At 61.4% G+C, this 24,088-nt stretch carries 22 protein-coding genes; 15 read left to right on the top strand and 7 right to left on the bottom strand.

Annotated features, from left to right (window positions below; translation table 11 throughout):
• Positions 1–10 precede the first annotated feature (10 nt).
• On the top strand, positions 11–919 hold the full coding sequence (locus AA098_RS27055) for a zinc ABC transporter substrate-binding protein (protein ID WP_003253000.1): 909 nt from the start codon (positions 11–13) through the stop codon (positions 917–919).
• A gap of 111 nt (positions 920–1,030) precedes the next feature.
• Here AA098_RS27055 and AA098_RS27050 read toward each other — a convergent pair whose 3' ends face one another.
• Both AA098_RS27050 and AA098_RS27045 read right to left on the bottom strand, forming a co-directional pair.
• Positions 1,031–1,981 (bottom strand): homoserine kinase, encoded by a 951-nt coding sequence (locus tag AA098_RS27050; protein ID WP_003252998.1) that lies wholly within the window; start codon positions 1,979–1,981, stop codon positions 1,031–1,033.
• Between the two features lie 69 nt (positions 1,982–2,050).
• Positions 2,051–2,338, bottom strand: coding sequence for a DUF2782 domain-containing protein (locus tag AA098_RS27045; protein WP_003252997.1), 288 nt, complete (start codon positions 2,336–2,338; stop codon positions 2,051–2,053).
• Positions 2,339–2,413: 75 nt separating this feature from the next.
• Between AA098_RS27045 and polA the strand changes: the two genes are divergently transcribed.
• The gene (gene polA / locus AA098_RS27040; protein ID WP_064615130.1) at positions 2,414–5,161 is read left to right on the top strand and encodes a DNA polymerase I; all 2,748 of its coding nucleotides are present in this window, start codon (positions 2,414–2,416) and stop codon (positions 5,159–5,161) included.
• Between the two features lie 545 nt (positions 5,162–5,706).
• Here the strand turns inward: polA and yihA are convergent.
• Positions 5,707–6,339 carry a ribosome biogenesis GTP-binding protein YihA/YsxC gene (gene yihA / locus AA098_RS27035; RefSeq protein ID WP_003252993.1) on the bottom strand — a complete coding sequence of 211 codons (633 nt, stop codon included), beginning with the start codon at positions 6,337–6,339 and terminating at the stop codon, positions 5,707–5,709.
• Positions 6,340–6,540: 201 nt separating this feature from the next.
• Here yihA and AA098_RS27030 point away from each other — a divergent pair, with 201 nt between their 5' ends.
• From AA098_RS27030 to AA098_RS27000, 7 genes are all read left to right on the top strand, one after another.
• Positions 6,541–6,843, top strand: a complete 303-nt coding sequence (locus AA098_RS27030) for a cytochrome c5 family protein (RefSeq protein WP_003252992.1) — start codon at positions 6,541–6,543, stop codon at positions 6,841–6,843.
• A 31-nt stretch (positions 6,844–6,874) separates the two neighbouring features.
• Complete coding sequence (locus AA098_RS27025; RefSeq protein WP_003252989.1) at positions 6,875–7,492, top strand: cytochrome c; 618 nt, start codon at positions 6,875–6,877, stop codon at positions 7,490–7,492.
• Between the two features lie 151 nt (positions 7,493–7,643).
• Positions 7,644–8,276: a thiol:disulfide interchange protein DsbA gene (gene dsbA, locus AA098_RS27020; protein WP_003252987.1), complete on the top strand. Its 633-nt coding sequence runs from the start codon at positions 7,644–7,646 to the stop codon at positions 8,274–8,276.
• Positions 8,277–8,288: 12 nt separating this feature from the next.
• Positions 8,289–9,143, top strand: a complete 855-nt coding sequence (locus AA098_RS27015; RefSeq protein ID WP_003252985.1) for an endonuclease/exonuclease/phosphatase family protein — start codon at positions 8,289–8,291, stop codon at positions 9,141–9,143.
• A gap of 27 nt (positions 9,144–9,170) precedes the next feature.
• Positions 9,171–11,108 carry a GGDEF domain-containing protein gene (locus tag AA098_RS27010; protein WP_064615129.1) on the top strand — a complete coding sequence of 646 codons (1,938 nt, stop codon included), beginning with the start codon at positions 9,171–9,173 and terminating at the stop codon, positions 11,106–11,108.
• 77 nt (positions 11,109–11,185) lie between these two features.
• A complete protein-coding gene (locus AA098_RS27005) occupies positions 11,186–11,974 on the top strand; it encodes an N-acetylmuramoyl-L-alanine amidase (protein ID WP_014861523.1) in 789 nt (262 codons plus the stop codon).
• 199 nt (positions 11,975–12,173) lie between these two features.
• Entirely contained in the window at positions 12,174–13,772 is a 1,599-nt protein-coding gene (locus AA098_RS27000; protein WP_003252978.1) for an EAL domain-containing protein, read from the top strand.
• A 14-nt stretch (positions 13,773–13,786) separates the two neighbouring features.
• Here AA098_RS27000 and AA098_RS26995 read toward each other — a convergent pair whose 3' ends face one another.
• Positions 13,787–15,568, bottom strand: coding sequence for a KinB sensor domain-containing domain (locus tag AA098_RS26995; protein WP_003252975.1), 1,782 nt, complete (start codon positions 15,566–15,568; stop codon positions 13,787–13,789).
• Complete coding sequence (algB, locus tag AA098_RS26990; protein ID WP_014589262.1) at positions 15,565–16,911, bottom strand: sigma-54-dependent response regulator transcription factor AlgB; 1,347 nt, start codon at positions 16,909–16,911, stop codon at positions 15,565–15,567. Before algB ends, AA098_RS26995 begins: the two co-directional genes overlap by 4 nt.
• Positions 16,912–17,121: 210 nt before the next feature.
• Here algB and AA098_RS26985 point away from each other — a divergent pair, with 210 nt between their 5' ends.
• The 6 genes from AA098_RS26985 (at position 17,122) to AA098_RS26960 (ending at position 22,533) form a co-directional block, all read left to right on the top strand.
• Positions 17,122–17,943, top strand: coding sequence for a BON domain-containing protein (locus AA098_RS26985; protein WP_003252970.1), 822 nt, complete (start codon positions 17,122–17,124; stop codon positions 17,941–17,943).
• A gap of 172 nt (positions 17,944–18,115) precedes the next feature.
• Positions 18,116–18,406 (top strand): hypothetical protein, encoded by a 291-nt coding sequence (locus AA098_RS26980; RefSeq protein ID WP_003252968.1) that lies wholly within the window; start codon positions 18,116–18,118, stop codon positions 18,404–18,406.
• A 43-nt stretch (positions 18,407–18,449) separates the two neighbouring features.
• On the top strand, positions 18,450–18,611 hold the full coding sequence (locus AA098_RS26975; protein ID WP_003252966.1) for a DUF1328 domain-containing protein: 162 nt from the start codon (positions 18,450–18,452) through the stop codon (positions 18,609–18,611).
• Positions 18,612–18,613: 2 nt separating this feature from the next.
• Positions 18,614–19,084: an inhibitor of vertebrate lysozyme family protein gene (locus tag AA098_RS26970; RefSeq protein WP_004575249.1), complete on the top strand. Its 471-nt coding sequence runs from the start codon at positions 18,614–18,616 to the stop codon at positions 19,082–19,084.
• 743 nt (positions 19,085–19,827) lie between these two features.
• Entirely contained in the window at positions 19,828–21,156 is a 1,329-nt protein-coding gene (gene gltP, locus AA098_RS26965) for a glutamate/aspartate:proton symporter GltP (protein WP_003252957.1), read from the top strand.
• A 147-nt stretch (positions 21,157–21,303) separates the two neighbouring features.
• Positions 21,304–22,533, top strand: coding sequence for a nucleoside recognition domain-containing protein (locus AA098_RS26960; protein WP_003252955.1), 1,230 nt, complete (start codon positions 21,304–21,306; stop codon positions 22,531–22,533).
• Here AA098_RS26960 and AA098_RS26955 read toward each other — a convergent pair.
• Together AA098_RS26955 and AA098_RS26950 are read right to left on the bottom strand one after the other, a co-directional pair.
• Complete coding sequence (locus AA098_RS26955; RefSeq protein WP_003252953.1) at positions 22,515–23,150, bottom strand: ABC-type transport auxiliary lipoprotein family protein; 636 nt, start codon at positions 23,148–23,150, stop codon at positions 22,515–22,517. The genes AA098_RS26960 and AA098_RS26955 overlap by 19 nt on opposite strands.
• Positions 23,147–24,085, bottom strand: a complete 939-nt coding sequence (locus AA098_RS26950) for an MlaD family protein (protein ID WP_003252951.1) — start codon at positions 24,083–24,085, stop codon at positions 23,147–23,149. Before AA098_RS26950 ends, AA098_RS26955 begins: the two co-directional genes overlap by 4 nt.
• Between the last annotated feature and the right edge of the window lie 3 nt (positions 24,086–24,088).

Here is a 24,088-nt window from a genome sequence, read left to right as displayed (position 1 = left end):
AGTATCCACCGTGTCCCGATTCCTGGCTCTGTTTGTCGCTTTCATCGCACTATCCGCGCAGGCCGACGTGCGTGTGCTCACCAGTATCAAGCCCCTGCAGCAGATTGCCGCTGCCGTGCAGGAGGGTGTTGGCAGCCCTGACGTGCTGCTGCCGCCCGGCGCTTCACCCCACCACTATGCGCTGCGCCCCTCGGACGTGCGGCGGGTAGGCGATGCCGACCTGCTTTACTGGATCGGCCCTGACATGGAGAATTTCCTTCCGCGTGTGCTGGGAAGCCGCAGCAAGGCCACAGTGGCTGTGCAGTCGCTGCCGGGCATGAAGCTGCGCCACTTTGGCGAGGACAGCCATTCCCATGAGGAAGCAGACCATGACGATCATGACCACGATCACCGCCCAGGCAGCCTGGATGCGCATTTGTGGCTATCGTCGGTCAATGCGCGAGTAATCGCGGCAAAAATGGCAGCTGACCTGGCCCAGGTCGACCCGGCCAATGCGGCTCGCTATCAGAGCAACCTGAAGGCCTTCGATGAACGCCTGGATGCGTTGGATGGGCGTATCAAGGCGCGCGTGGCCGGTATTGCCGGCAAGCCGTACTTCGTCTTCCACGAAGCCTTCGACTATTTTGAAGCTGAATATGGCTTGAAGCACGCGGGCGTGTTCAGCGTGGCATCCGAGGTGCAGCCTGGGGCGCAACATGTGGCGGCCATGCGCAAGCGTCTTCAGGAAGTGGGCAAGACCTGCGTGTTCAGCGAGCCACCACTGCGGCCGCGATTGGCCGAGACCCTGACTGCCGGGTTGCCGGTACGCCTTGCCGAGCTGGATGCCTTGGGTGGCACCGATCCGGTGGATGGCAAAGGGTATGAGCGCTTGCTGGAGAAGCTGGGCGGTGACCTGGCAGGCTGCCTGGAACAGCTGTAAGCCTGTACCGGCCCCTTCGCGGGTGAATCCGTGCCCACAGGTACTGCGCAGGCCTCAAGGCCGTCGCTATCCCTGTGGGAGCGGGTTCACCCGCGAAGAAGCAGACGCGGTCTACAGCGCGAACGGCAGGTGCAAAGCCACCTGCTGGCGCTGCGCCAGACGTACTTCAAACTCGCTCGGATCGTGGATCATCACATCCATCCCGGCAAACGATTCGGCGGCAATCAGGCGCGACAGCCAGAAACGTACGCAGCCTACCCTCAACATTTCCGGCCACAGCTCGGCTTCGGCTGCAGTGAACGGCCGCAGCGCCGCATAGGCTGCCAGCAGTGCCTGGGCGCGTGGTACATCCACCGCTCCCTGCTCATCCAGGCACCAGTCGTTCACGGTGATGGCAATGTCATACAGCATCGGCCCGGAGCAGGCATTGTAGAAGTCGATCACACCGGTCAGGTGGGTGCCTTCGAACATCACGTTGTCGCGGAACAGGTCGGCATGCAGGTTGGCCCGCGGCAAGGCCAGGATCTGCGCCTTATGTGCGCTGATTTCGTCCAGCGCCGGCTGCAGCAATGCGGCTTGCTCCGCAGTCAGGCGTGGCAGTAGCTCGGCACCCGAGGCCAGCATCCAGTCCAGGCCGCGGTCGGTGCGGCGCTCGATGATGTGCTCTCGGGTGGCCAGGTGAATGTGTGCCAGTAGCTCGCCGACCTGGGCGCAGTGCTGGTTGTTGGGTGCCTTGATGTGTTTGCCCGACAGCCTGGGCTGCAGCAATGCCGGCTTGCCGCACAGCTCGCGCAGGCCGTTGCCGTCGCGATCACGAATGGCATAGGGCACCGGCATGTCGGCACCGTGCAGGGTATCGAGCAGCTCGATGAAGAACGGCATGTCCTCGCTGGGCCCACGCTCGATCAGCGTCAGGACGAACTCCCCCTGTTCGAGGCTGACGAAGAAATTGCTGTTCTCGGTACCGGCGGCAATGCCCTGGAAGTCGAGCAGACGGCCCAGCTCGTACGGCGCCAGAAAGGTTTCCAGCTCAGGCCGGGTCACGGGGGTGAAGACTGACATGATGAAAAAATGCCCATACGGGCACTTCCGCCGGGAAGTGCCGGGTTGATGTGAACGGTGCGCGTCAGCTTACCACTCGAAGATCTTCCAGGACGGAATCAGCATGTCCGGCTGGTCGGATCGAATGAAATTGGCATCAGTGCCATCAGCGCGTACCAGAAAGTAAGGCTTGCCGTTTTTCGGCGTGATCTTGATCGCATACAGGAAGCCGTTTTGCCGGTATTCCTGGATGGTTTTATCGCCTTCCGTGCGAATGGTCACCTCGGGATCGGCCGAGGGGGCGTCGTCCGCCGCCAGGGTGACGACAGGCGTGGTTGCCAACAGGCCGAGCAGTAACAGGCGATTGAGTGTGCGCATGATAACCTAGTCCCTTTGTCGTCAATGATTCTGGCTATTCTAGCGCCGGACCCGTCGAAAAGGTTGATTCTGCTCATGAGCCAAGCGCCCCTCGTCCTGGTGGACGGTTCCTCCTACCTTTATCGCGCCTTCCACGCGCTGCCACCGCTGACCACGTCCAAGGGCATGCCGACCGGTGCGGTGAAGGGTGTGCTGAACATGCTCAAGAGCCTGCGCAAGCAATATCCCGACAGCCTGTTCGCCGTGGTGTTCGACGCCAAGGGCGGCACTTTCCGCGATGCCATGTTCGCCGAGTACAAGGCCAACCGCCCCAGCATGCCGGATGACCTGCGGGTACAGATCGAACCGCTGCACGCCAGCGTCAAGGCGCTGGGCTACCCGCTGCTGTGCGTGGAGGGTGTCGAGGCTGACGACGTGATCGGCACCTTGGCGCGCAGCAGCGCCGCCCTGGGTCGCCCGGTGATCATCTCGACCGGTGACAAGGACATGGCGCAGCTGGTGGACGGGCACATTACCTTGGTCAACACCATGACCGGAAGCGTGCTGGACGTGGCTGGCGTGCACGAGAAGTTCGGCGTCGGCCCGGAACACATCATCGACTTCCTGGCCCTGATGGGTGACAAGGTCGACAACATCCCGGGCGTGCCGGGCGTGGGCGAAAAAACGGCGGTGGGGCTGCTGACCGGCATCGGCGGCGGTCTCAGCGACCTTTACGCCAACCTGGACAAGGTACCAACGCTGGCCATTCGCGGCGCCAAGACCTTGCCGGCCAAACTGGAGGAGCACCGCGACGCGGCATTCCTGTCCTACGAGCTGGCCACCATCAAGGTTGACGTGCCGCTGGATGTCGAGGTCGAGGCGCTGGTGTGCGGTGAACCTGACCGCGAGGCGTTGCTGGCGTTGTACACCGAGATGGAGTTCAAGAGCTGGGTCGCCGAAGTGCAGCGCGATGCCGCCAAGGCCGGTGATGATGTTGCCCCGGCCGTGGAGCCTGCGGCCAAGGTCGAGCCCAAATACGAAACCATCCTCGACCAGGCCCGTTTCGACGCCTGGCTGGAGAAGCTGCGCCAGGCACCGCTGTTCGCCTTCGACACCGAGACCACCGGCCTGGACGCCCAGCAGGCGCAGTTGGTCGGCCTGTCCTTCGCTGTCGAGCCGCACGAAGCGGCCTATGTGCCGCTGGCCCACGATTATGAAGGCGCGCCGGTCCAGCTGGATCGCGAGGCCGTGCTGTTGGCGCTGAAGCCCTTGCTGGAGGACCCGGCCAAGGCCAAGGTCGGGCAGAACGCCAAGTACGACATTAACATCCTCGCCAATGGCTCCCCCGCCATCGAGATGCGCGGCGTGGCCTATGACACCATGCTCGAGTCGTACGTGCTGAACTCCACGGCCACCCGTCATGACATGGACAGCCTGGCGCAGAAGTACCTCGACCACACCACGATCGCCTTCGAGGACATCGCCGGCAAGGGTGCCAAGCAGCTTACCTTCAACCAGATCACCCTGGACAAGGCCGGCCCTTACGCCGCCGAAGACGCCGACATCACGCTGCGCCTGCACCATGCATTGCAGGCCCGCCTGGCACAGACGCCGAGCGTGCAACCGGTGCTGACGGATATCGAGATGCCGCTGGTGCCGGTGCTGGCCAGGATCGAGCGCCAGGGTGCGCTGGTCGATGCCGAGCTGTTGAAGGTACAGAGCGGTGAGCTGGGCGTGAAGATGGCTGAGCTGGAGCTGCGTGCCTACGAGCTCGCCGGTGAGACGTTCAACCTCGGCTCGCCCAAGCAGCTGGGCACGATTCTTTACGACAAGCTGGGCATGCCGGTGCTGAGCAAGACCGCCAAGGGCCAGCCATCCACCGCCGAAGCAGTGCTCGACGAACTGGCCGAACAAGGCTACCCGCTGCCAGAGGTGCTGATGCAGTACCGCAGCCTGAGTAAGCTCAAGAGCACCTACACCGACAAGTTACCGGGGCAGATCAACCCGCGCACCGGGCGCATCCACACGTCCTACCAGCAGGCGGTGGCGGCCACCGGCCGGTTGTCGTCGAGCGACCCGAACCTGCAGAACATTCCGATCCGCACCGCTGAAGGGCGGCGTATTCGCCAGGCGTTCGTCGCCAGTCCGGGTTACAAGCTTCTGGCGGCGGACTATTCACAGATCGAGCTGCGCATCATGGCCCACCTGGCCAAGGACGAAGGCTTGCTGCATGCCTTCCGCAATGACCTGGACGTGCACCGCGCCACGGCAGCCGAAGTGTTCGGTGTGGCTCTGGAAGACGTGACCACCGACCAGCGCCGCAGCGCCAAGGCCATCAACTTCGGCCTGATTTACGGCATGAGCGCCTTTGGCCTGGCCAAGCAGATCGGCGTCGACCGCAAGCAGTCACAGGACTACATCGACCGTTATTTCGCCCGCTACCCGGGCGTGCTGGCCTATATGGAGCGCACCCGCGCCCAGGCGGCCGAGCAAGGCTTTGTCGAAACCCTGTTTGGCCGCCGGCTGTACTTGCCAGACATCAATGCCAAGAACCCTGCCCTGCGCAAGGGCGCCGAGCGCACGGCGATCAACGCCCCGATGCAGGGTACTGCTGCCGACATCATCAAGCGGGCCATGGTCAAAGTAGATAACTGGTTGAGCGAGAGCGGGCTGGATGCCCGGGTGATCCTTCAGGTGCACGACGAACTGGTGCTTGAGGTACGCGAGGACCTGGTGGAGCAGGTGAAAGATGAAATTCGCCAGCACATGAGCCAGGCCGCGCAGCTGGATGTGCCGCTGCTTGTCGAAGCAGGCGTTGGTGCGAATTGGGACGAAGCTCACTGATTGAGCAGGTAAAACTGTGTAGGATCTGCGGCGTAGTGACGCGGATCCGAGCACCGCTCAGTGCTGTGGGTGCTTAAGTTTCATGAAACTATCGCAAATAGTTTTGTGGGCTTCGGAACTAAACCGGTGAAGCGGAACTCAGAGTAACTGAATGGCTGGTGAAGCCCTTCGATGCTCCTATGTTGTGTTAAGTGTTGGCAGATATCTGGACCCCGCCCTAGCGGTCCGGACTTGGACCCCGAACTTCCCCCTCCCCATACGAAGTCCGGGGTTTTTTTTGCCCGGAATTTGCCGGATGGCTTGTACTGAGCCTCCGTAGGCGCGGGTTTACCCGCGAATGCGCTGTCGAATTCACCGCTGCATTCGCGGGTAAGCCCGCGCCTACAAGGGCCTGCGCCCAATCACCAAAGCGTGTCCAACCCCGATCAGGTGTAGGAGCGGGTTTACCCGCGAATACGGTAGTGGCGGCAACGGTGAACGGCGGGTGGAGAGCAGGCCCGGCCCTTTTGCGGGCAAACCCGCTCCTACGGGTCAGGCGCAAAGCATTAAATGACCGGCTTGTCTTCCAGTTCCATCCAGTCTGCCAGCACTCGGTAGGCGTCTTCCACGCCCAGGCGCTTGGGTGCCGAGAACAGCTGGATGGTCACGCCATCCCCCCAGCCCTTGCGGATTTCCGACTGTACTTTCAGCAGTGTGTTCTTGCCCGCGCCGTGGGTCAGCTTGTCGGCCTTGGTCAGCAGGATGTGCATCGGCATGCTGCTGGCCTTGGCCCAGTCGAGCATCATCTTGTCGAAGTCGGTCATCGGGTGACGCACGTCCATCATCAGGATCACGCCACGCAGGCACTCACGGCTGCCCAGGTAGGCTTCCAGGTGTTTCTGCCAGTGCTGCTTGAGCGGAATCGGGACTTTTGCATAACCATAGCCCGGCAGGTCGACCAAACGCCGTTCATCGTCCAGACTGAAGAAATTCAACAGCTGGGTGCGTCCGGGAGTTTTCGAGGTACGCGCCAGGCTGGCATGAGTCAGGGTATTGAGGGCGCTGGATTTGCCGGCGTTGGAACGGCCGGCAAAAGCCACCTCGTAGCCCTGGTCGTCCGGGCATTGTTCGACCTTGGCTGCGCTGAGGGCGAATTTGGCTTTCTGGCAGAGGCCGAGGATGGGGTTCTTGACTTGCATGGGATATCCGATGTGGGTGTTGCCTGACTTTGTAGAGCCAAGCCTGGCAAGCGGTGTCGTTTCCGTTTGGATGGCGGAAGTATATAATGCCCCAGTTTTTGTGTGCTCATTCTCCCAGCGAAGGAGAACGGGCATGGGGTGTCGAACAATAGCTCGCGCAACAGAACGCAGCGCGGCCCCCAACCCTGAAGGTCGTTCCGCATGGCGAAATGGCTGCTTGCTGTCGGTATGTTCCTGCCGTTTTTCAGCGCACAGGCTACACAGGATCCCGAGGTGTTGTACAACCGCACGTGTGCGGCCTGCCACACCGGGCAGTTGCCACAGGCACCCAGACGGGGTGACCGGGCAGCATGGGAGCCAAGGCTGGCGCAAGGCATGGATGTACTGGTGAAGCACGTGACCCAGGGTTTCAAGGCTATGCCGCCGCGTGGATTGTGCATGGACTGCAGTGCCGAGGACTACCGTTTGGTCATCCTTTGGATGAGCGGCAGTCCCGATACATAACATTTCACCCTTAGCCGTGTTGGATTAGCTGATGAACAAACTAGTCGTGAGTCTGCTGTTGACCCTGGGTGTCGCTGGTGCGGCCACTGCTGCGCAACCTATCAAAGGCGATGCCGCCGCTGGCCAGGCCAAGACCGCCGTCTGTGGCGCCTGCCACAATCCTGACGGCAACAGCCTGGCACCGAACTTCCCGAAACTGGCCGGCCAAGGCCAGCGCTATCTCGAAAAACAACTGCACGATATCAAGTCGGGCAAGCGTACCGTGCTGGAAATGACCGGCATGCTGGCCGCATTCAGCGACCAGGATCTGGCCGATATCGCCGCCTACTTCTCCAGCCAGAAAGGCAGCGTGGGTGCCGCCGATCCCAAACTGGTCGAGCGCGGCCGTGCGCTGTTCAATGGTGGCGACCTGGAAAAGGGCATGCCGGCCTGCACTGGCTGCCACTCGCCTAACGGCGCGGGCATCGCCCTGGCCGGCTTCCCGCACCTGGGCGGGCAGCACTCGCAGTACGTGGCCAAGCAGCTCACTGATTTCCGCGAAGGCAACCGCACCAACGATGGCGATGCCATGACCATGCGCACCATCGCTGGCAAGCTGAGCAACCATGACATCGAAGCGTTGGCCAGCTACATCCAGGGCCTGCATTAACTTTCGGTTAATGTTGTAGGTCAATGATGAAAGGGCGGCCGGGCTGCCCTTTTTTCAGTCCGCAGCCGTTACACTACAGAACTCGAGCCCTTCCCGGCCTGTCTCAGTGCAGGTCGCGTCGTGGCGACCCATGACTGCTCAGGAGTAAAGCATGCGTAAACTGATTCTCAGCGCTGCGCTGGTCGCCGCCAGCGTATTCGGTATGACTGCCGTTCAGGCCGCCGAGCCTGTCGCCGGCAAGGAATACATCGAGCTGAGCAACCCTGTTCCGGTTTCCGTGCCTGGCAAGATCGAAGTCGTCGAGCTGTTCTGGTACGGCTGCCCACATTGCTACCACTTCGAGCCGACCATCAACCCTTGGGCTGAGAAGCTGCCCAAGGACGTCAACTTCAAGCGCGTACCGGCCATGTTCGGTGGCCCGTGGGATGCACACGGCCAGATGTTCCTGACCCTCGAAGCCATGGGCGTCGAGCACAAGGTGCACGCGGCGGTGTTCGATGCCATTCAGAACCAGCACAAGCGCCTGACCGACAAGAACGACATGGCCGACTTCCTCGCCACTCAAGGTGTGGACAAGGACAAGTTCCTCGCCACCTTCGACTCGTTCGCCATCAAGGGCCAGGTCAAACAGGCCAAGGAATTGGCGAAGAAGTATGAAATCACCGGCGTACCGAGCATGGTCGTCAACGGCAAGTACCGCTTCGACCTGGGGACTGCCGGCGGACCGGAAGGCGTGCTGAATGTCGCCGACCAGCTGATCGACAAGGAGCGCGCTGCCAAGTAGGCGGCGTCACCCATGCCCCGCTTCAGAGCTACGCGTGGCATTGGCCTGCACGAGCCGCAGGTCAACGAGCATCACCTGCAGGCCCCGGGCCTGCCCGAGGATGGTCGTCTGCGGCTGCTCAGTTTCAACATCCAGGTGGGCATAAGCACCGAGCGCTACCGCCATTACCTGACGCGTAGCTGGCAGCACCTGCTGCCGCATAACGGCCGTGCCGGTAACCTGCAGAAGATCGGCAGGTTGCTGGGCGACTTCGACCTGGTGGCCCTGCAGGAAGCCGATGGTGGCAGCCTGCGCTCGGGCTACGTCAACCAGGTCGAACACCTGGCCCACTTGGGGGCCTTCCCCTATTGGTACCAGCAGCTCAACCGCAACCTTGGGCGTTTTGCCCAGCACAGCAACGGTGTGCTCAGCCGCCTGAAGCCGCAACTGCTCGAAGACCATCCGTTGCCTGGCCCGGCCGGGCGAGGTGCGATTCTGGTGCGGTTTGGCGAAGGCGAAGATGCGCTGATAGTGGTGATGATGCACCTGGCATTGGGGGCCAAGACCCGCGCCCTGCAGCTGGGTTATATCCGCGAGCTAATAGGCGGTTACCGTCACCAGGTGCTGATGGGTGACATGAACACCCATGCCACCGACCTGCTGGAGCATTCGCCACTGCGCGACCTGGGCCTGGTCGCCCCGCAAGTCGAGGCCACCTTCCCCAGTTGGCGACCGCAGCGTTGCCTTGATCATATTTTGCTCAGTTCAAGCCTCACGCTGGAGCGTGTCGAGGTGCTGGCGCAGCCAATTTCGGACCACCTTCCCGTTGCTGTCGAGATTCGATTGCCTGATGCATTGACTGTGGATACGCTGCCGGTTTTGAGCTAATTGCCATCACCGTTTGCGGACCCGGGCATGACTGAAGACGCTGAGCGCTGGAAAGAAAAATACCTTAAAAGCATCGAGCAGCAAGAAAAGCTCGAACGCCGTTGGGATGCCCGTCTTGACCTGCTGCGTCGAGGCCTGGTGCGCAGCACCCTGGCTGCTGAAGGCAGTGACAAGGTGGTAGACGAGTGCATGAAGGAAATGCGCGATGTCATTCGCAGCGACAACATGGACGCCGGCCTCGCCGGCTTGATTCCGCGCCTTGAGAAAGCGGTACTGGATTCCGAACAGCGTCGCGAAACCCGCATGAACCAAGTCAGCGATGCGCTGACCGCACTGGTTGGCCAACTGCAAGGCCTGCCCCTGCCCAGTGATATCTCGCGGCCATTGAAAAAACTGGCGAAGAAGCTCGACGGCGGGGTTGCCCAGTCACGCGAGCTGCCGCCGCTGTTGGGCGAGTTGAGCGGCTTGCAGGGGCGCGCGCTGTCGGCCCTTGGCAAGCCGGGTGAAGAAGCCCGACCCGGGTTTCTGCAGCGGTTGTTCGGAAGCCGCGAGGAAGATGCACAGGCAGGAGCAGAGCTTGCGCCGGTGGCGTTGCCTGCTGCCGAGGTTGTGCCCCAGGCAGCCGGCAGTGCCGAGCCCTCGCGGCCCGATGATGTCGATGCGCTACAACCGTTGCCGGCCCCTGCTGCTCCGACTGCCGAGGTGGCCGAAGCGCCCGAGCTTGAGCTGGAGGCATTTGGCCCGGCGCTGATCGAAACGGCCGAAATGGCGCCAGCCCCGTTGCCAAGGGACAAGGCGCTATTGCCGGAAGCTGCAGTTTCCGCCAGCGAGCCATTGGCTGAGGAAGAACCCTTACAAGCCCTTGAAGAAACCTTTGGTGAAGACGGCCCCTATGCCCTGCCCTACGCAGTGGAGCCGCCTTACAGCCAGGTTGCCGCGCACATCGAGCAGACCCTGATCGGTCTGCTCGATGACCTTAGCCTGCCCGAGCGCCACAAGGCTCAGGCGTTGGAAATGCGCGAGCGGGTTGCGCGCGGCTTGAACTGGTATGAGCTGATCCCAGTGCTGGATGACTTGGCAGTCCTCATGCTGGCGATCACCGACAGCGGCCAGCACGAATTCGAAACCTACCTGCAGCAGCTCAATGAACGCCTGGAAGGTTTCCAGAGCCACCTGCACGAGGCCAGTGCCGGTCACGCGGACAACAGCACCGCTGCCCGCGAGCTGGATAGCCAACTGCGTGAGCACGTCGACGGCCTGCAAAGCAGCGTGCAAGGTGCCGCCGATGTAGACAGCCTCAAGCACATTCTGGAAAACCGCCTGGAAGGCTTGCTGCTGACCATGGACGAGCACAAGCACGAGCGTGATCGCCGCGAGCAGGAACTGGCCGGTCGCCTGCAAGGCTTGTCGGAGCGGGTGGCGAGCATGGAGCATGAGGCGCTTGGCTATCGCGAGCACCTGGAAGAACAGCGCCAGAAAGCGCTGCTGGACCCGCTCACCGGCTTGCCCAACCGTGCGGCCTGGAGCGAGCAAGTCGAACGCGAAATGCTTGACTGGCAGGAAAACGGCGGTCATCTGGCGATGGCGATTCTTGACCTGGACCATTTCAAACGCATCAACGACAACTATGGTCATCTGGCTGGGGACAAGGTCCTCAAGATCGTGGCCGACCAGTTGCGCAAGCGTCTGCGGGGCCGGGATTTCATCGCCCGTTTTGGCGGCGAGGAATTCGTCTTGCTGCTGCCGCAGACTACGCCCGCAGCCGCTGCGCAGATGGCCGAGGTGTTGCGCGCCACAGTCGAAGCCTGCCCATTCCACTTCAAGGGTGAGCGGGTAGTGATCACCACCTCCATCGGCCTGGGTGCATTCCGTTCTGGCGAACGCAGCGACCAGGTGCTCAAACGAGCCGATGCAGCGCTGTACCGGGCAAAGGATCAGGGGCGTAATCGCGTCGAGCAAGGCTAGCCAGCCGCCGTTTCCTCGGCAGGCACAGCGCAGGTGAGCACGTTATACTGTAGCGCTCATACGCTGAGGCCACTGACGTGCTTTCCACGCTTAAAAAAACCCTGATTTCCTTTTTGCTGTTGTCTGTCGCCGGTTGCTCGACGGGCCTGCGCATCGACCGCAGTCACCCTTCGGTCAATCAGGACAACCGCATCCAGTTCGTTGTCCTGCATTACACCAATGCTTCGCTGGAGCGCTCCCTGGCGCTGCTTACCCAGGGTGAAGTCAGCAGCCATTACCTGATCGGCGATGGCCCGGCTACGGTGTATCAACTGGTGGATGAAAACCGTCGTGCCTGGCATGCCGGTGATAGCCAGTGGCAGGGGCGCACCTGGCTGAACTCCTCGTCCATTGGTATCGAGATCGTCAACCCGGGCTTTACCGACACCCCGAACGGCCGGGTCTGGCACCCTTACAGCGAGGCGCAGATCCAGTCGCTGATCGCGCTGCTCAAGGACATTGTCAAACGCAACAACATCGAACCACGCCATATCATCGGCCACAGTGACATCGCCCCGCTGCGCAAGCTGGACCCGGGGCCATTGTTCCCGTGGAAGCGTCTGGCCGATGCCGGGCTGGGTATCTGGCCGGATGCTAACGCCGTGGCACGGCAGCAAGCCTACTTCAGCGTCAACCCGCCAAGCGTTGGCTGGTACCAGCAGGAGCTGGCACGGTTTGGCTATCAGATCGAGCAGACCGGCGTGCTGGATGTCGCCACACGTCATGTGATTGCCGCCTTCCAGATGCGCTTCCGCCCGCAGCGCTTCGACGGCATGCCGGATGCACAGACAGCAGCGATGCTGCAGGTACTTAACCGCATGCGTTGAGTCGTGGCGGGCGAGGTACTTGTTGCAGCAGCCTTGCGCTACGAAGAGGCGGGTTTGGTCGACGCGGTTTATTAACGTTCTCATCGCAGCCACAAGGCTGCCTCTACAAAGAGCGTGGGTGGATTGCAGCGAAGCGCCAAACGGTGAGGGTGATTATTGATTCCGTTGCTATACCTTGGTTATCAACTGGATGCCTTCGATGTCAGCCTTCATTGCCTTGCTGCGCCAAATTTTTTACCGCCCCTGGATGCTGGCCACTTTGGCAGCGCTGGCCAGCGCCGCGGTGTTGCTCTCTGCCAGCATTGGCATTGCCCTGCAACAAATGAAGCAAAGCGAAAGCGAACAGATGAATGCCCAGGGCGAGCGTTTTCTGGACCGGCTCGAACAGGTGTTCGGCCAGTTGCGCGAGGGGGTAGACCTGCTGCAGGCCCAACCCTTGCGCGGCTGCAGCCCGGCGATGCTGGCAGCCCTGCAACAGGTTGGCCTGAGCTCGCGGTTCATCTATGAAGCGGCTTATGTAGATGACAATGTTGCCTGCTCCAACCGCGGTGATGAGCGAGCGTTCGTTCCCTTGCGGGCGCCAGATATCCAGGGGCCGACGTACAGCTACTGGCTTAACACAACCACCGAGCCGAACGAGAACCTGGCAGCACTGATGCTGGGCCGGGGCAAGTTTCTGGTGTCCACCTCCCGTGGGCATTTGACCGATGTGGTGGACCTGCCCCCGGGCGGCAGCCTGGTCGTGGTGCTGGATAACGGTGCCCGGGCCATTCCGGTGCTTGGCCCGCCACAGGTATGGCCTCCGCCCTCGGCCTGGTCGACCAGCCACAAGTCGCTGCTGGAACTCAGTGATCGGCTGATCTACCGAATGCCGACCAAGTCGCCGGATTACCAGTTGGTGCTGATTGCCCCGAGGGCCAGTCTGCCGCTGAGGATGAACGGCATGCTCTGGTTGCTGTTCCCCGGCAGCGTGCTGGCGGCCTGCTGCATCGGTTGGTTGGTACTGCAGTTGATTCTGCAACGGCGGTCGATGAGCTCAGAGTTGCAAAATGCCTTGCGTCGAGGAGAGCTGCAGGTGCTCTACCAACCCATCATCGAGCTCGACAGCCGGCGCTGTGTGGGCGCCGAGGCCTTGGTGCGCTGGCGCCGCCCGGACGGCACCCTGACCAGCCCGGACCTGTTCATTCCGCTGGCGGAGAATACCGGGCAGATTCGCCAGATCACCGACTTTGTCCTGCAGCGTGTGCTTGAACAGCTTGGCCAGCTATTGCGCTCGCACCCCAAGCTATACATATCGATAAACCTGGCGGCCTGCGATGTGATGGTGCCACGTATTGGCCGGGTGGCGGCGCGCTTGTTGGCTTTGCATCGAGTGGCGCCCAGCCAGATTGCCTTCGAGGTGACCGAGCGCGGCCTGATCGACGTGGTGGTCGCCCGTGACAATCTGCAGGCGCTACGCGCCGTGGGGCACCAGGTGCTGATCGACGACTTTGGTACCGGTTATTGCAGCCTGGCCTACCTGCAAACCCTGCCAGTGGACTGCCTGAAGATCGACAAGGCATTCATCGACGCTCTGGGCCACGATGCCGCCAGTAGCGGCGTGGCCCCGCATATCATCCGCATGGCCCATGACTTGCACTTGCGGGTAATTGCCGAAGGTATCGAGTTCGAGGACCAGGCAGTGCTGCTGAACAGCGAGGGGGTCAATTATGGCCAGGGCTGGTTGTTCGCCCGCCCGCTGAACGCCCGGCAGTTTGCCGAGTTGGTGACTCGCGGGCACCTGCCGCGGCGGGTGTAGGCGCGTTTAAGCAATCAGACCGGCAACGCCATGTAGAACTGTGTCCCCTGCCCCGGCCGGGAAAACACGCCCATACGCCCTCCGTGCAGCTGCACAATCTCCTTGCACAGCGCGAGCCCCAGCCCAGCACCGCCTTTCTTGCGACCTACCTGCACGAAAGGCTCGAAGATGCGCGCTTGCTGCCCATAGGAAATGCCCTCTCCATTGTCCTCGACGCTGATGATCACCCGTTCCGCATGCCGTCGGGCATGCAGGCGAATGCGCCCACCGTTGGCGGTATGGCGGATGGCGTTGTGCAGCAGGTTGTCCAGCACTCGATCCAACTGGGCGACGTCGGCCTGGATGCGCGGTAGCGGCGGGTCCAGTTCCTTGATCAACTCGATCTGCTTGTGCGCAGCGTGTTCGGCAAAGCGCAATTGCGCATGCTCCAGCAGGTCGTCGATGGCACAGGGGGCCAGCTCGAGCTTTTGCAAACCGCTCTGATAACGGGAGAAGTTGAGCAGGTCGTTGATCAGTTGGGTCAGACGCTGCATTTCTTCGCCGATGGTTTCCAGCAGGTCGTTCTCGCGGGCTTCGGGCGGGAACTTGACCCGCTCGCGCAGCAGGCCGAAGGCCATGTGCATGCCGGTCACCGGGGTGCGCAGTTCGTGGGAGGCGCGCAGCACGAATTCGCTGCGCACTCGCTCGAAGGCCCTTTGCTCGGTTACATCGTGCAGCACCATCACTGCGCCGAGAATTGGCCCCTGCGGGTGGCTGACCGGGGTCAGGCTGTAGGTGAGCAGACGTGATTCGTCATCGACCTCCATGTTCAGGTCGTCCGGTGGGCGGTCGAGGCTGCCCCCGCGCAGAACCTGGCGCAGTTGTTGCTCAAGCTCGGGTCGCTGCAGGGCTTCGACCAGGCTGCTGCCCACGCGGCTATCGTTCCAGCCCAGCTGGCGCTGCGCCACCGGGTTGAGGTGCTCGAGGCGGCCCTGGCGGTCGATGATCAGCAGGCCGTCGTCGATGCTGTCGAGTACGGCCTGTAAACGCTGCTGGCCGGCCAGCAGCTCGTCAACGTTGGTGGCCTGGTGCTTGCGCAAGGCATCGGCCATCAGACCAAAACGGCGGGTCAGCTGGTTAAGCTCGGCGGCCTGGGTAACCGGCAACGTAACGTCGAAATTGCCCTTGCCTAGCTGGTCGGCCGCCTTGGCCAAGGCTTCGATCGGCTGGCCGAAACGCCGGGCGATATTGTGAGCGGTGATAAACCCCAGTACCAACACCACCAACCCCATCAGGCCGAGTACACCACTGACCAGCAAGGCGCGGTCACGGGTGCGCTCCTCGCTATGGGTAATCAGGTCCAATGCCTGCTTGTGGGAATCGATCAGGTCGGTGCGCACCTGATTGAACGCGGCCCCAAGCGGCTGATCGGCACCCATGCTGCGAGCGGGTGTGGCGCTGTCGCGATAGGTTTGGAGGAAGGCCTGGTAGTTGCTGCTGGCCTTGCTGAAACCGGTGCGCTCACCCCCTTGCTCCAGCCCTTGGTTGAGCAGGTCCTGGAAGTTTTCCTGCAGCAGCCGCAGGCTTTCCGGGGCGGTGTCTTCATCGAGAATCAGCATCAGCTGTTCGCCCAGGTTCTGGCGCAACTTCAGCCCCACTTCCAGGACATGGGTGGTATCGCGCACCAGTTGCTGTTGCACTGTAGCCATCTGCAGCATGCTGACCAGACCCAGCAGCAGCCCCAGCAATGCCACCGTGACGAGCGTCGAGATGCTGAGGAAAAGCCGCGTCCGCAGCTTCATGGGCGGCCATTTCATAGGTTGTACTGCTTGCGCTTGCGGTACAGGGTAGAAGCATCGATGCCCAAGGTCTTGGCGGCTTGATCAAGGGTATCGCTGGCGGCCAGTACGGCACCGATATGGGCACGCTCCAGCTCATCCAGGCTAAGCGCGGCACCTACGCGCGGGGCATTGCCGGCGGGTTGTTCACCCATGCCCAGGTGGCTGATTTCCACTCTTTCCTGCGGGCAGATGATGCTGGCCCGTTCCACTACGTTGCGCAGTTCGCGAATGTTGCCAGGCCAGCGGTAGTTGAGCAGGGCGGTGCGCGCCTCGTCACTGAAACCGCGGGCGGGGCGGGAGTATTCCTTGACGAAGCGGGCAAGGAAGCGGTCGGCCAGGATGAGGATGTCTTCACTGCGCTCGCGCAGCGGGGGCAGGTGCAGGGTAATCACGTTCAAGCGATACAGCAGGTCTTCGCGAAAGCGGCTTTCGCGCACCATCTCTTCAAGGTTGAGGTTGGTGGCAGCCAGGATACGTACATCGGCACGTCGGGTAACCGGGTCGCCGACGCGTTCATATTCCTTGTCCTGGATGAAACGCAGCAGTTTGGGCTGCAAGGTCAGCGGGAAATCGCCGATCTCGTCGAGGAACAATGTGCCCCCGTCAGCCTGGCTGACCCGCCCCAGGGTGCTTTCGCTGGCGCCGGTGAAGGCGCCGCGGGTGTGGCCGAATAGCTCGCTTTCCATCAGCTCGGCGTTAAGCGACGGGCAGTTGATGGTCACGCAGGCTTTACGAGCACGCTTGCTCCAGCCATGGATGGCCCGTGCCAGTTCGCCCTTGCCGGTACCAGATTCGCCAAGGATGAGGATGTTGGCGTCCGTGATGGCGACTTGGCGGGCGGTTTCCAGCACCGCCATCATGGCCGGGCTATGGGAATCGAGGCCGTCCTTGGGTTTGCGTATTTCACCTTCCAGGGCTTCCAGGCGCGCAGAAAGCTGGCGCACCTCCAGTTGCTTGGCAGTGGCCAGGCGCAACTGGTCGGGGCTGCATGGCTTGACCAGGTAGTCGGCAGCGCCGGCCTGGATGGCATCCACTGCGGTGTCGATCGCTGAGTGCGCGGTGACGATCACCACCCGCATCCACGGGGCCTGGATACGCATCTGTGCCAGCACGTCGAGGCCGTTGTCTTCACCCAGGCGCAAATCGAGGAAGCATAGGTCGAACACCTGGCGCTGCAGTAGGGTTTCGGCCTGGGCGGCGCTGTTGGCCGTAGCCACGCTGTAGCCCTCGTCTTCCAGGCAGTAGCGGAACGTGCGCAGGATCGCGGACTCGTCATCCACCAGTAGAATGCGGCCTTGGTTGTCCTGGGCTGATTCCATTTCCTGTGCTCCTTAGGGAAAGATCTTTATTTAGTGTGGGAAAAATCGGGCAAGTTGCATGGTCAATTCTGAAGGATTCTGTCCTTTGCATGCTAGCCAGTGGCCAAACGATGTCTACAAGCCGTGATTCTTCAATGATTTGCTTAGAGGCACGCGCTGGCACATTGGTTGCGATGTTTTTCAGATTTTGCCCACGAAGGAGGCGCTGTCATGCCCTTTTCCCTGCGTACAGCCGTTTTGGCCGCCACCCTGCTGCCAATCTTTACCCCCGCATTCGCCGACCCTGTGCAGGACGCGCGCCTGGAAGGCGCCCTGCAAACCGCTTTGTCACTGAACCGCATGCTTGATTCATTTCGTATCAAGGTTGAAGTGGACGGCAAGCAGGCGCGGCTTTCCGGTGAGGTGGAGAACGAGGTCGAGCGGCAGCTGGCCGAGGACGTGGCCCGCGCTACCCGGGGCATCGAACAGGTGGAGAACCTGCTGCAGGTCAATACCCAACTGGTGGAGCGTCCACTGGAGTTGCGTGCCTACGCCCAGCGCCTGGAGGATGTGACCCTGGCGGCGGTGATCCGTGCTCGGCTGTTGTGGAGCCGTACCACCGAAAAGGCCCCTATAGAAGTACAAAGCAGTGAAGGTGTGGTGACGTTGCGTGGCAAGGTCGACAGTGCCGAAGCCAAGGAGTTGGCGGGCGTGGTAGCGCGTACTACCGACGGCGTGTACCTGGTCAACAACCTGGTCAGCCTCGATACCGCTGCCATGGCCAAAGCGCGGGAAACACCAGCGGGTGCGCCAACCGGGCCGCAGCCAAGCGACAGCTGGATCGTCGACAAGATCCAGAGCAGCTATCGCTTCAGTCGCAACCTCGATGGCCTGAACCTGAAGGTGGCCAGCGAAGCAGGCATGGTGCGGCTCTCGGGCGAAGTGGTTAGCGCGGAGCAGAAAACCATCGCCGTGGAGATCGCCCGGCAGATCATCGGCGTACGGGGCGTGGATGCTGACCTGCTGAAGGTGGCGACCAAGGTTGAAGGCTGATCGTGCAATTCGCACGACCGTACAGGCGCCATCGTGCAGGATACGTCCTCATGATGCATTCGTGTATTGGTTAACTCATTGATTTATAACGATTTTATTTAAATCAAAAGGCTGGCATGCAGGCTGCAATTACCTGTTCAGGTTGAACAAAAATTACAGCAGGAGAGCCAGCATGAACCGCCAATCCGTCAACCGCTCGCAGAGCGCCGCACTGCCTTTGCGCCAGATGCTGACACTCGGCATGGCGATGCTGCTGACCTTGGCCGCTGGCCTCTTCTATTACAGCTTGCAGACGGCGCGTCTGGCTGAGCAGGTGGCAGCTCAGACTGCCCTGTTGACGCAGATTCAGGCAACCCGTGCCAACACCTTGGTCAAGGCCGCTGACTGGCAGCCAGCTGGCCAGGCCATTGCCTCACCGGCCACTGTGGAAAAAGTTGTTCCCCAGGAACGCTGGGTTTTCTGACCAAGCGGCCGGATCGATTCCGCAAAAAGAAAGGAGAACTACCATGCTGAGTTGGGCTATCACTTTCCTCATCATCGCCATTGTCGCCGCCGTATTGGGCTTCGGTGGTATCGCGGGCGCTGCTACAGGTATCGCCAAGATCCTGTTCATTGTCTTCCTGGTGTTGTTTGTAGCCTCCTTCTTCTTTGGACGCGGACGAGGTTGAAGATGAGCAGGAAGCTTCGTTCAGCCGTGGTCGCCGCCCTGTTGCTGGGCGGCAGCGCGGCGGCCATGGCGGCCAATGACGGCCAAGTTCGGGTCGACCAGCTGCTCGGCTCGGACCCGGAGTACCGGGAAACCTGGCAGGACACCCTCGAAGGCGAGGAACGCCTGCCCGATTGGGTGGTCAATCTGACCGGCAGTGCCCAGGAGCAGATGTCTGCCGTTACGGAAGACGGCGACAAATACCTGGTCGGCCCGCTGTGCGAAAAACAGGACAACTGTACCTACAAGCGGCTGATCGTGGCGTTCAGTTGGGACAAGGATGATGCCTACGGAATGCTCGTGGAGGTACCCGAAGGTTTGCCGAGCGACAAGTCGCCCACCCGTCATGCGCAGTACCGCTGGCTGGGCAAACCTGACGACGGCATGAAGGCAATGCTGCAGGAGCAGCTCAAACGTGACCCGAACTGGTACTGAGCATTATTGCCGGCACGGATGAAAGGTCACTCACTGTCACGTAATAGAAGCTGAAGCTTTCTATAGTTCAGCCTTCTATGATGCGCCGCCCCGAGGAGGGGTAGCACATGACCAAGGGGTCGGGCTGCTCTGATTGTTTCAGGATCGGAGTGGCCTAGGGGTACAGGGAGTGCCTCCAGTAATGGGCCGGGTCAGGAAAGGCGGAATCGGAAGTCTCAGGTCGGCGGCGTCACAGGGATGCCTTGCCAGACCTGACTTCCGAGGAGCCATGTAGGAAACGTCGCTTCCCTTGCGCGTTTTTTCCCCTGGGACACATTTTGTCTCGACCGTACATCAAATTTTTTTCGACCTTCCTGGTGCTGCTACAAGTGGCATTTCCGCCATTCGGATTGTCGAACAGGCCATCTTTCGTGTCCTATCTGTCCCGCCAAATCTGCCGAAATATGGCGGTTTGGTCTTGTTCGGGATTCCGAATGTTATAAATCAAGCACTTGCGAAGCTGCCGGCTAGGTCGAAAACAGTATGCATAAACGGCATGGGCTATGCGTTTCAGGCATTAGCTTTCGCCCCTTGCCGTCGCAATAGTTGCCGCCTTTTTCGCTGGCCAGAGCGCCCGGTCGCTCGCCTGCGGTGTCCTTACATGACGTCGCCTGACGGAACCCTTACTGCCCGTGACCTTGCCTATGGCGCTGTTACGCGTGTTTCCGCCAGGTGCCATGACCACTAAAACAAAGGGTAAAGACATGAAGAAGGCAAAACTGAGCCTCGCCTGGCAGATCGTCATCGGTCTGGTCCTGGGTGTTGCAATCGGCGCGCTACTGAATCATTTCAGTGCAGAAAAGGCATGGTGGATCAGCAACGTCCTTCAGCCCGCTGGTGACATCTTCATCCGCCTGATCAAGATGATCGTCGTCCCGATCGTGATTTCGTCGCTGATCGTGGGTATCGCCGGTGTTGGCGACGCGAAGAAACTGGGCAGCATCGGCCTGAAGACCATCATCTACTTCGAAGTGGTGACCACGATCGCCATCGTCGTAGGCCTGGTGCTGGCCAACCTGTTCCATCCAGGTGCCGGCATCGACATGAGCACCCTGGGCACGGTGGACATCTCCAAGTACCAGGCGACAGCGGCCGAAGTGCAGCATGAGCACGCGTTCATCGAAACCCTGCTCAACCTGATTCCGTCGAACATCTTCGCAGCGCTGATGCGTGGCGAAATGCTGCCGATCATCTTCTTCTCGGTGATGTTCGGCCTGGGTCTGTCGAGCCTGCAGTCAGAGCTGCGTGACCCGTTGGTTCGTACCTTCCAGGCTGTTTCGGAAACCATGTTCAAGGTCACTCACATGATCATGAACTATGCCCCGATCGGCGTGTTCGCCCTGATTGCCGTGACCGTGGCCAACTTCGGTTTCAGCTCGCTGCTGCCGCTGGCCAAGCTGGTGCTGCTGGTGTACTTCGCCATCGCTTTCTTCGCCTTCATGGTGCTGGGCCTGGTTGCCCGCCTGTTCGGCTTCTCGGTGATCAAGATCATGCGCATCATGAAAGATGAGCTGATCCTGGCCTACTCCACCTCCAGCTCGGAAACCGTGCTGCCGCGGGTGATCGAGAAGATGGAGAAGTACGGTGCGCCAAAGTCGATCTGCTCGTTCGTGGTACCGACCGGCTACTCGTTCAACCTCGACGGTTCGACCCTGTACCAGAGCATCGCGGCGATCTTCATTGCCCAGTTGTACGGTATCGACCTGTCGTGGAGCCAGCAGCTGCTGCTGGTACTGACCCTAATGGTCACTTCCAAAGGTATCGCGGGTGTGCCGGGCGTATCGTTCGTGGTACTGCTGGCCACCTTGGGCAGCGTGGGCATTCCGCTGGAAGGCCTGGCCTTCATCGCTGGCGTGGACCGCATCATGGACATGGCCCGAACTGCGCTGAACGTTGTGGGCAACGCCTTGGCTGCATTGGTCATTGCTCGCTGGGAAGGCATGTACGACGCGGTCAAGGGCGAGCAGTACTACGCCTCGCTGCTGGCCGAGAAGCAGGAAGCTGCAGTGGTTGGAGAAACCGCCAAGCGCTGAGCCTGATGGCTGTTTGACCAAGAGCCCCGACTTGTCGGGGCTTTTTGTTATCTGCGAGATCTTGAGCCGCGCCTACAAAGGCTCGCGATCGCCAGTCACAGGCTGCGATACGCTATTATTCGGGCACTTTTCAGGGGGAACATACGGATGCTCAACGGCCTTTGGCTCGGCTTTTTCCTGGTGGCGGCGGTGTCCGCCATGGCCCAATGGCTGGTGGGTGGCAACGCAGGCATCTTCGCGGCAATGGTCGAAAGCATCTTCGCCATGGCCAAGCTGTCGGTCGAGGTGATGGTGCTGCTGTTCGGCACACTGACCCTGTGGCTGGGCTTTCTCAAGATCGCCGAAAAGGCCGGCATCGTCGAATGGTTGGCCAGGGTGCTGGGCCCGTTGTTCGCCCGCCTGATGCCGGAGGTGCCGCCCGGCCACCCGGCCCTGGGCCTGATTACCATGAACTTCGCCGCCAACGGCCTGGGACTCGACAACGCCGCTACGCCGATTGGCCTGAAGGCCATGCGCGCGCTGCAGGAGCTGAACCCTGGCAGCACCACCGCGAGCAACGCGCAGATCCTGTTCCTGGTGCTCAACGCCTCGTCGCTGACCCTGCTGCCGGTAACCGTCTTCATGTACCGGGCGCAGCAAGGCGCACCAGACCCGACCATGGTGTTTCTGCCAATCCTGCTAGCGACCAGCGTCTCGACCCTGGTAGGTCTGCTGTCGGTGGCAGTGATGCAGCGTTTGCGTCTGTGGGACCCGGTGGTGCTTGCCTACTTCATCCCCGGCGCTTTGCTGCTGGGAGGCTTCATGGCTTTTCTTGGCACCCTGTCGGCCGCCGCGCTGGCCAGCCTGTCGTCGCTCATGGGCAACCTCACGCTGTTTGGCGTGATCATGCTGTTCCTGGTGGTGGGCGCCCTGAAACGGGTGAAGGTGTATGAAGCCTTTGTCGAAGGCGCCACGGAAGGCTTCGATGTGGCCAAGAGCCTGCTGCCCTACCTGGTGGCGATGCTGGTGGCGGTGGGTGTGCTGCGCGCCTCTGGTGCCCTGGAGCTGGCCCTGGACGGTATCCGCCATGCGGTGAACTGGATGGGCCTGGATACGCGCTTCGTCGAGGGCTTGCCCACCGCGCTGGTCAAGCCGTTCTCTGGCAGCGCAGCGCGGGCAATGCTGATCGAGACCATGCAGACCCAAGGCGTGGACAGTTTCCCTGCCTTGGTGGCAGCGACGATTCAGGGCAGCACCGAAACCACCTTCTACGTACTGGCCGTGTACTTTGGTGCCGTGGGCATCCAGCGCGTGCGCCATGCGGTCGGTTGCGCACTGCTGGCCGAGTTTTCAGGGGTGGTCGCGGCGATCTTCGTCTGCTACTGGTTCTTCGCCTGAACCTTCAGCTGTGCCTGGTTGGCCTGGGCAATGGTCCAGCTCACCACCTGCCCCACCAGCTGGTCGCTGGCCAGACCAAAGCCGGCGACTACCGCTGACACTTGCTTGTCGGCAAGCGGCTGGCGAATCTCGAAGCGCTTGCTGGCCTGGATGCGCTGGTCGCGCCCCTTAACCAGACGCGCATCGTAGCGGATCACCACCTCCACCGCCCCGCCCGGGCGGTACTCACTCTGAAACGCCTGCAGCTCGCCAGCCAGCTCGTAGTCGGCTTGCAGGTTACTGTCGTCAGCGCTCAGGCGCTGCACCTGGCCGTCACGCTGGAATCCATCAAGCAGGCGGTTGCGCAGCAGCACCGGAGCCGCATCGCTCCAGCGTGCGCCCTTGTAACTGCTTATCACATCGCCTTGGGGAATGACGGCAATGCGCGGCCCGGCCAACACTTCACTGGCCAGCGGCTTGTTCAGGCGCAATGACCACTCCAGCGGCGGCGCTGTGCGGCTGGGCTGGTTTACTGGCAGGCGATAAAGGTCCACAGGTTCGCTCTTCGGCAGGATCGAGCAGGCACTGACCAGGCTCATCGAGGCCGTCAGGGTCAGCAGGCGCAGCGACAGATTCATGGCTGGAACTCCTTGTTGTTGTCGCGGCCAAGCAGGTAGCCGCTCGGGTCGGCCTCCAGTTGCCGGGAAATGCCTTTGAGCGCGTTAAGGGTTTCGCGCAGTTCACGAATGGCCGGGGCGAGCTGGTTCAGGCTCTGGGCGCCGTCACCGATAGCCTCGCTGTTGTTCTTGAGCAGGTTATTGATGGTTGCCGTGCTTTGGGCCAGTGACTGCATGGCCTGTTCGGCGCTACCGATCGCCTGTTTGCCTTCGCTACCCAGCAGGCCGTTGGCATTGCGCATCAGCGCCTGGGTTTCGGCCAGGGTGGCGCTGGCCTGATTACCCACCTTTACCAGCTGTTCGATGGCCTCGGCGATGCTGCCGTGCTGGCCGGCAAAGGCGCCGGTGGTCTTGTCGAGGTTGGCCAGCGTGTTGCTGAGGTGGCCTATGTTGTCCTCAGAGAACATCTGGTTGGCGTTATGGAGCAGCATGTTGATGTTGGTCACCAGGTCGCTGCTGTCGTTGAGCAGGCGCGAGATTGGCGATGGCGAAGCGATGATCACCGGCAGCTTGCCATCCTTGCCTTTAAGCTCGGGGCTTTGCGGCGTGCCGCCACTGAGCTGGATGAATGAGTTGCCGGTGACGCCGGCCAGGGTCAGCTTGGCCTGGGTGTCTTCCTTCACCGGGGTATCGGCGCTCAGGCGCACCCGTGCCAATACCCGGCGCGGGTCTTTCGGGTCCAGACGCAGGGTCGACACGTCGCCCACCTTGATGCCGTTGTACTGCACCGTGCTGCCTCGGGAAAGGCCAGACACGGCTTCGTTGAACACTACTTCGTAATCCTTGAAGGCGTCGTCGACACTGGACTTGGCCAGCCACAGGCCGAACAGCATGGCCCCGGCCACCACCAGAACGGTGACCAGGCCGATGAGGACGTGATGGGCTCGGGTTTCCATTGC

The organism is Pseudomonas sp. JY-Q, assembly GCF_001655295.1.
Taxonomy (GTDB): domain Bacteria; phylum Pseudomonadota; class Gammaproteobacteria; order Pseudomonadales; family Pseudomonadaceae; genus Aquipseudomonas; species Aquipseudomonas alloputida.
The sequence above is the reverse complement of the archived record's forward strand: the minus strand, read 5'-3'. Positions and strand labels throughout refer to the sequence as shown.

Coding starts and splice junctions, on each gene's coding strand:
- AA098_RS27050 (WP_003252998.1), bottom strand. CDS start 1,981: ATGTCAGTCTTCACCCCCGTGACCCGGCCTGAGCTGGAAACCTTTCTG.
- AA098_RS27045 (WP_003252997.1), bottom strand. CDS start 2,338: ATGCGCACACTCAATCGCCTGTTACTGCTCGGCCTGTTGGCAACCACG.
- polA (WP_064615130.1), top strand. CDS start 2,414: ATGAGCCAAGCGCCCCTCGTCCTGGTGGACGGTTCCTCCTACCTTTAT.
- yihA (WP_003252993.1), bottom strand. CDS start 6,339: ATGCAAGTCAAGAACCCCATCCTCGGCCTCTGCCAGAAAGCCAAATTC.
- AA098_RS27030 (WP_003252992.1), top strand. CDS start 6,541: ATGGCGAAATGGCTGCTTGCTGTCGGTATGTTCCTGCCGTTTTTCAGC.
- AA098_RS27025 (WP_003252989.1), top strand. CDS start 6,875: ATGAACAAACTAGTCGTGAGTCTGCTGTTGACCCTGGGTGTCGCTGGT.
- dsbA (WP_003252987.1), top strand. CDS start 7,644: ATGCGTAAACTGATTCTCAGCGCTGCGCTGGTCGCCGCCAGCGTATTC.
- AA098_RS27015 (WP_003252985.1), top strand. CDS start 8,289: ATGCCCCGCTTCAGAGCTACGCGTGGCATTGGCCTGCACGAGCCGCAG.
- AA098_RS27010 (WP_064615129.1), top strand. CDS start 9,171: ATGACTGAAGACGCTGAGCGCTGGAAAGAAAAATACCTTAAAAGCATC.
- AA098_RS27000 (WP_003252978.1), top strand. CDS start 12,174: ATGTCAGCCTTCATTGCCTTGCTGCGCCAAATTTTTTACCGCCCCTGG.
- AA098_RS26995 (WP_003252975.1), bottom strand. CDS start 15,568: ATGAAATGGCCGCCCATGAAGCTGCGGACGCGGCTTTTCCTCAGCATC.
- algB (WP_014589262.1), bottom strand. CDS start 16,911: ATGGAATCAGCCCAGGACAACCAAGGCCGCATTCTACTGGTGGATGAC.
- AA098_RS26985 (WP_003252970.1), top strand. CDS start 17,122: ATGCCCTTTTCCCTGCGTACAGCCGTTTTGGCCGCCACCCTGCTGCCA.
- AA098_RS26980 (WP_003252968.1), top strand. CDS start 18,116: ATGAACCGCCAATCCGTCAACCGCTCGCAGAGCGCCGCACTGCCTTTG.
- AA098_RS26975 (WP_003252966.1), top strand. CDS start 18,450: ATGCTGAGTTGGGCTATCACTTTCCTCATCATCGCCATTGTCGCCGCC.
- AA098_RS26970 (WP_004575249.1), top strand. CDS start 18,614: ATGAGCAGGAAGCTTCGTTCAGCCGTGGTCGCCGCCCTGTTGCTGGGC.
- gltP (WP_003252957.1), top strand. CDS start 19,828: ATGAAGAAGGCAAAACTGAGCCTCGCCTGGCAGATCGTCATCGGTCTG.
- AA098_RS26960 (WP_003252955.1), top strand. CDS start 21,304: ATGCTCAACGGCCTTTGGCTCGGCTTTTTCCTGGTGGCGGCGGTGTCC.
- AA098_RS26955 (WP_003252953.1), bottom strand. CDS start 23,150: ATGAATCTGTCGCTGCGCCTGCTGACCCTGACGGCCTCGATGAGCCTG.
- AA098_RS26950 (WP_003252951.1), bottom strand. CDS start 24,085: ATGGAAACCCGAGCCCATCACGTCCTCATCGGCCTGGTCACCGTTCTG.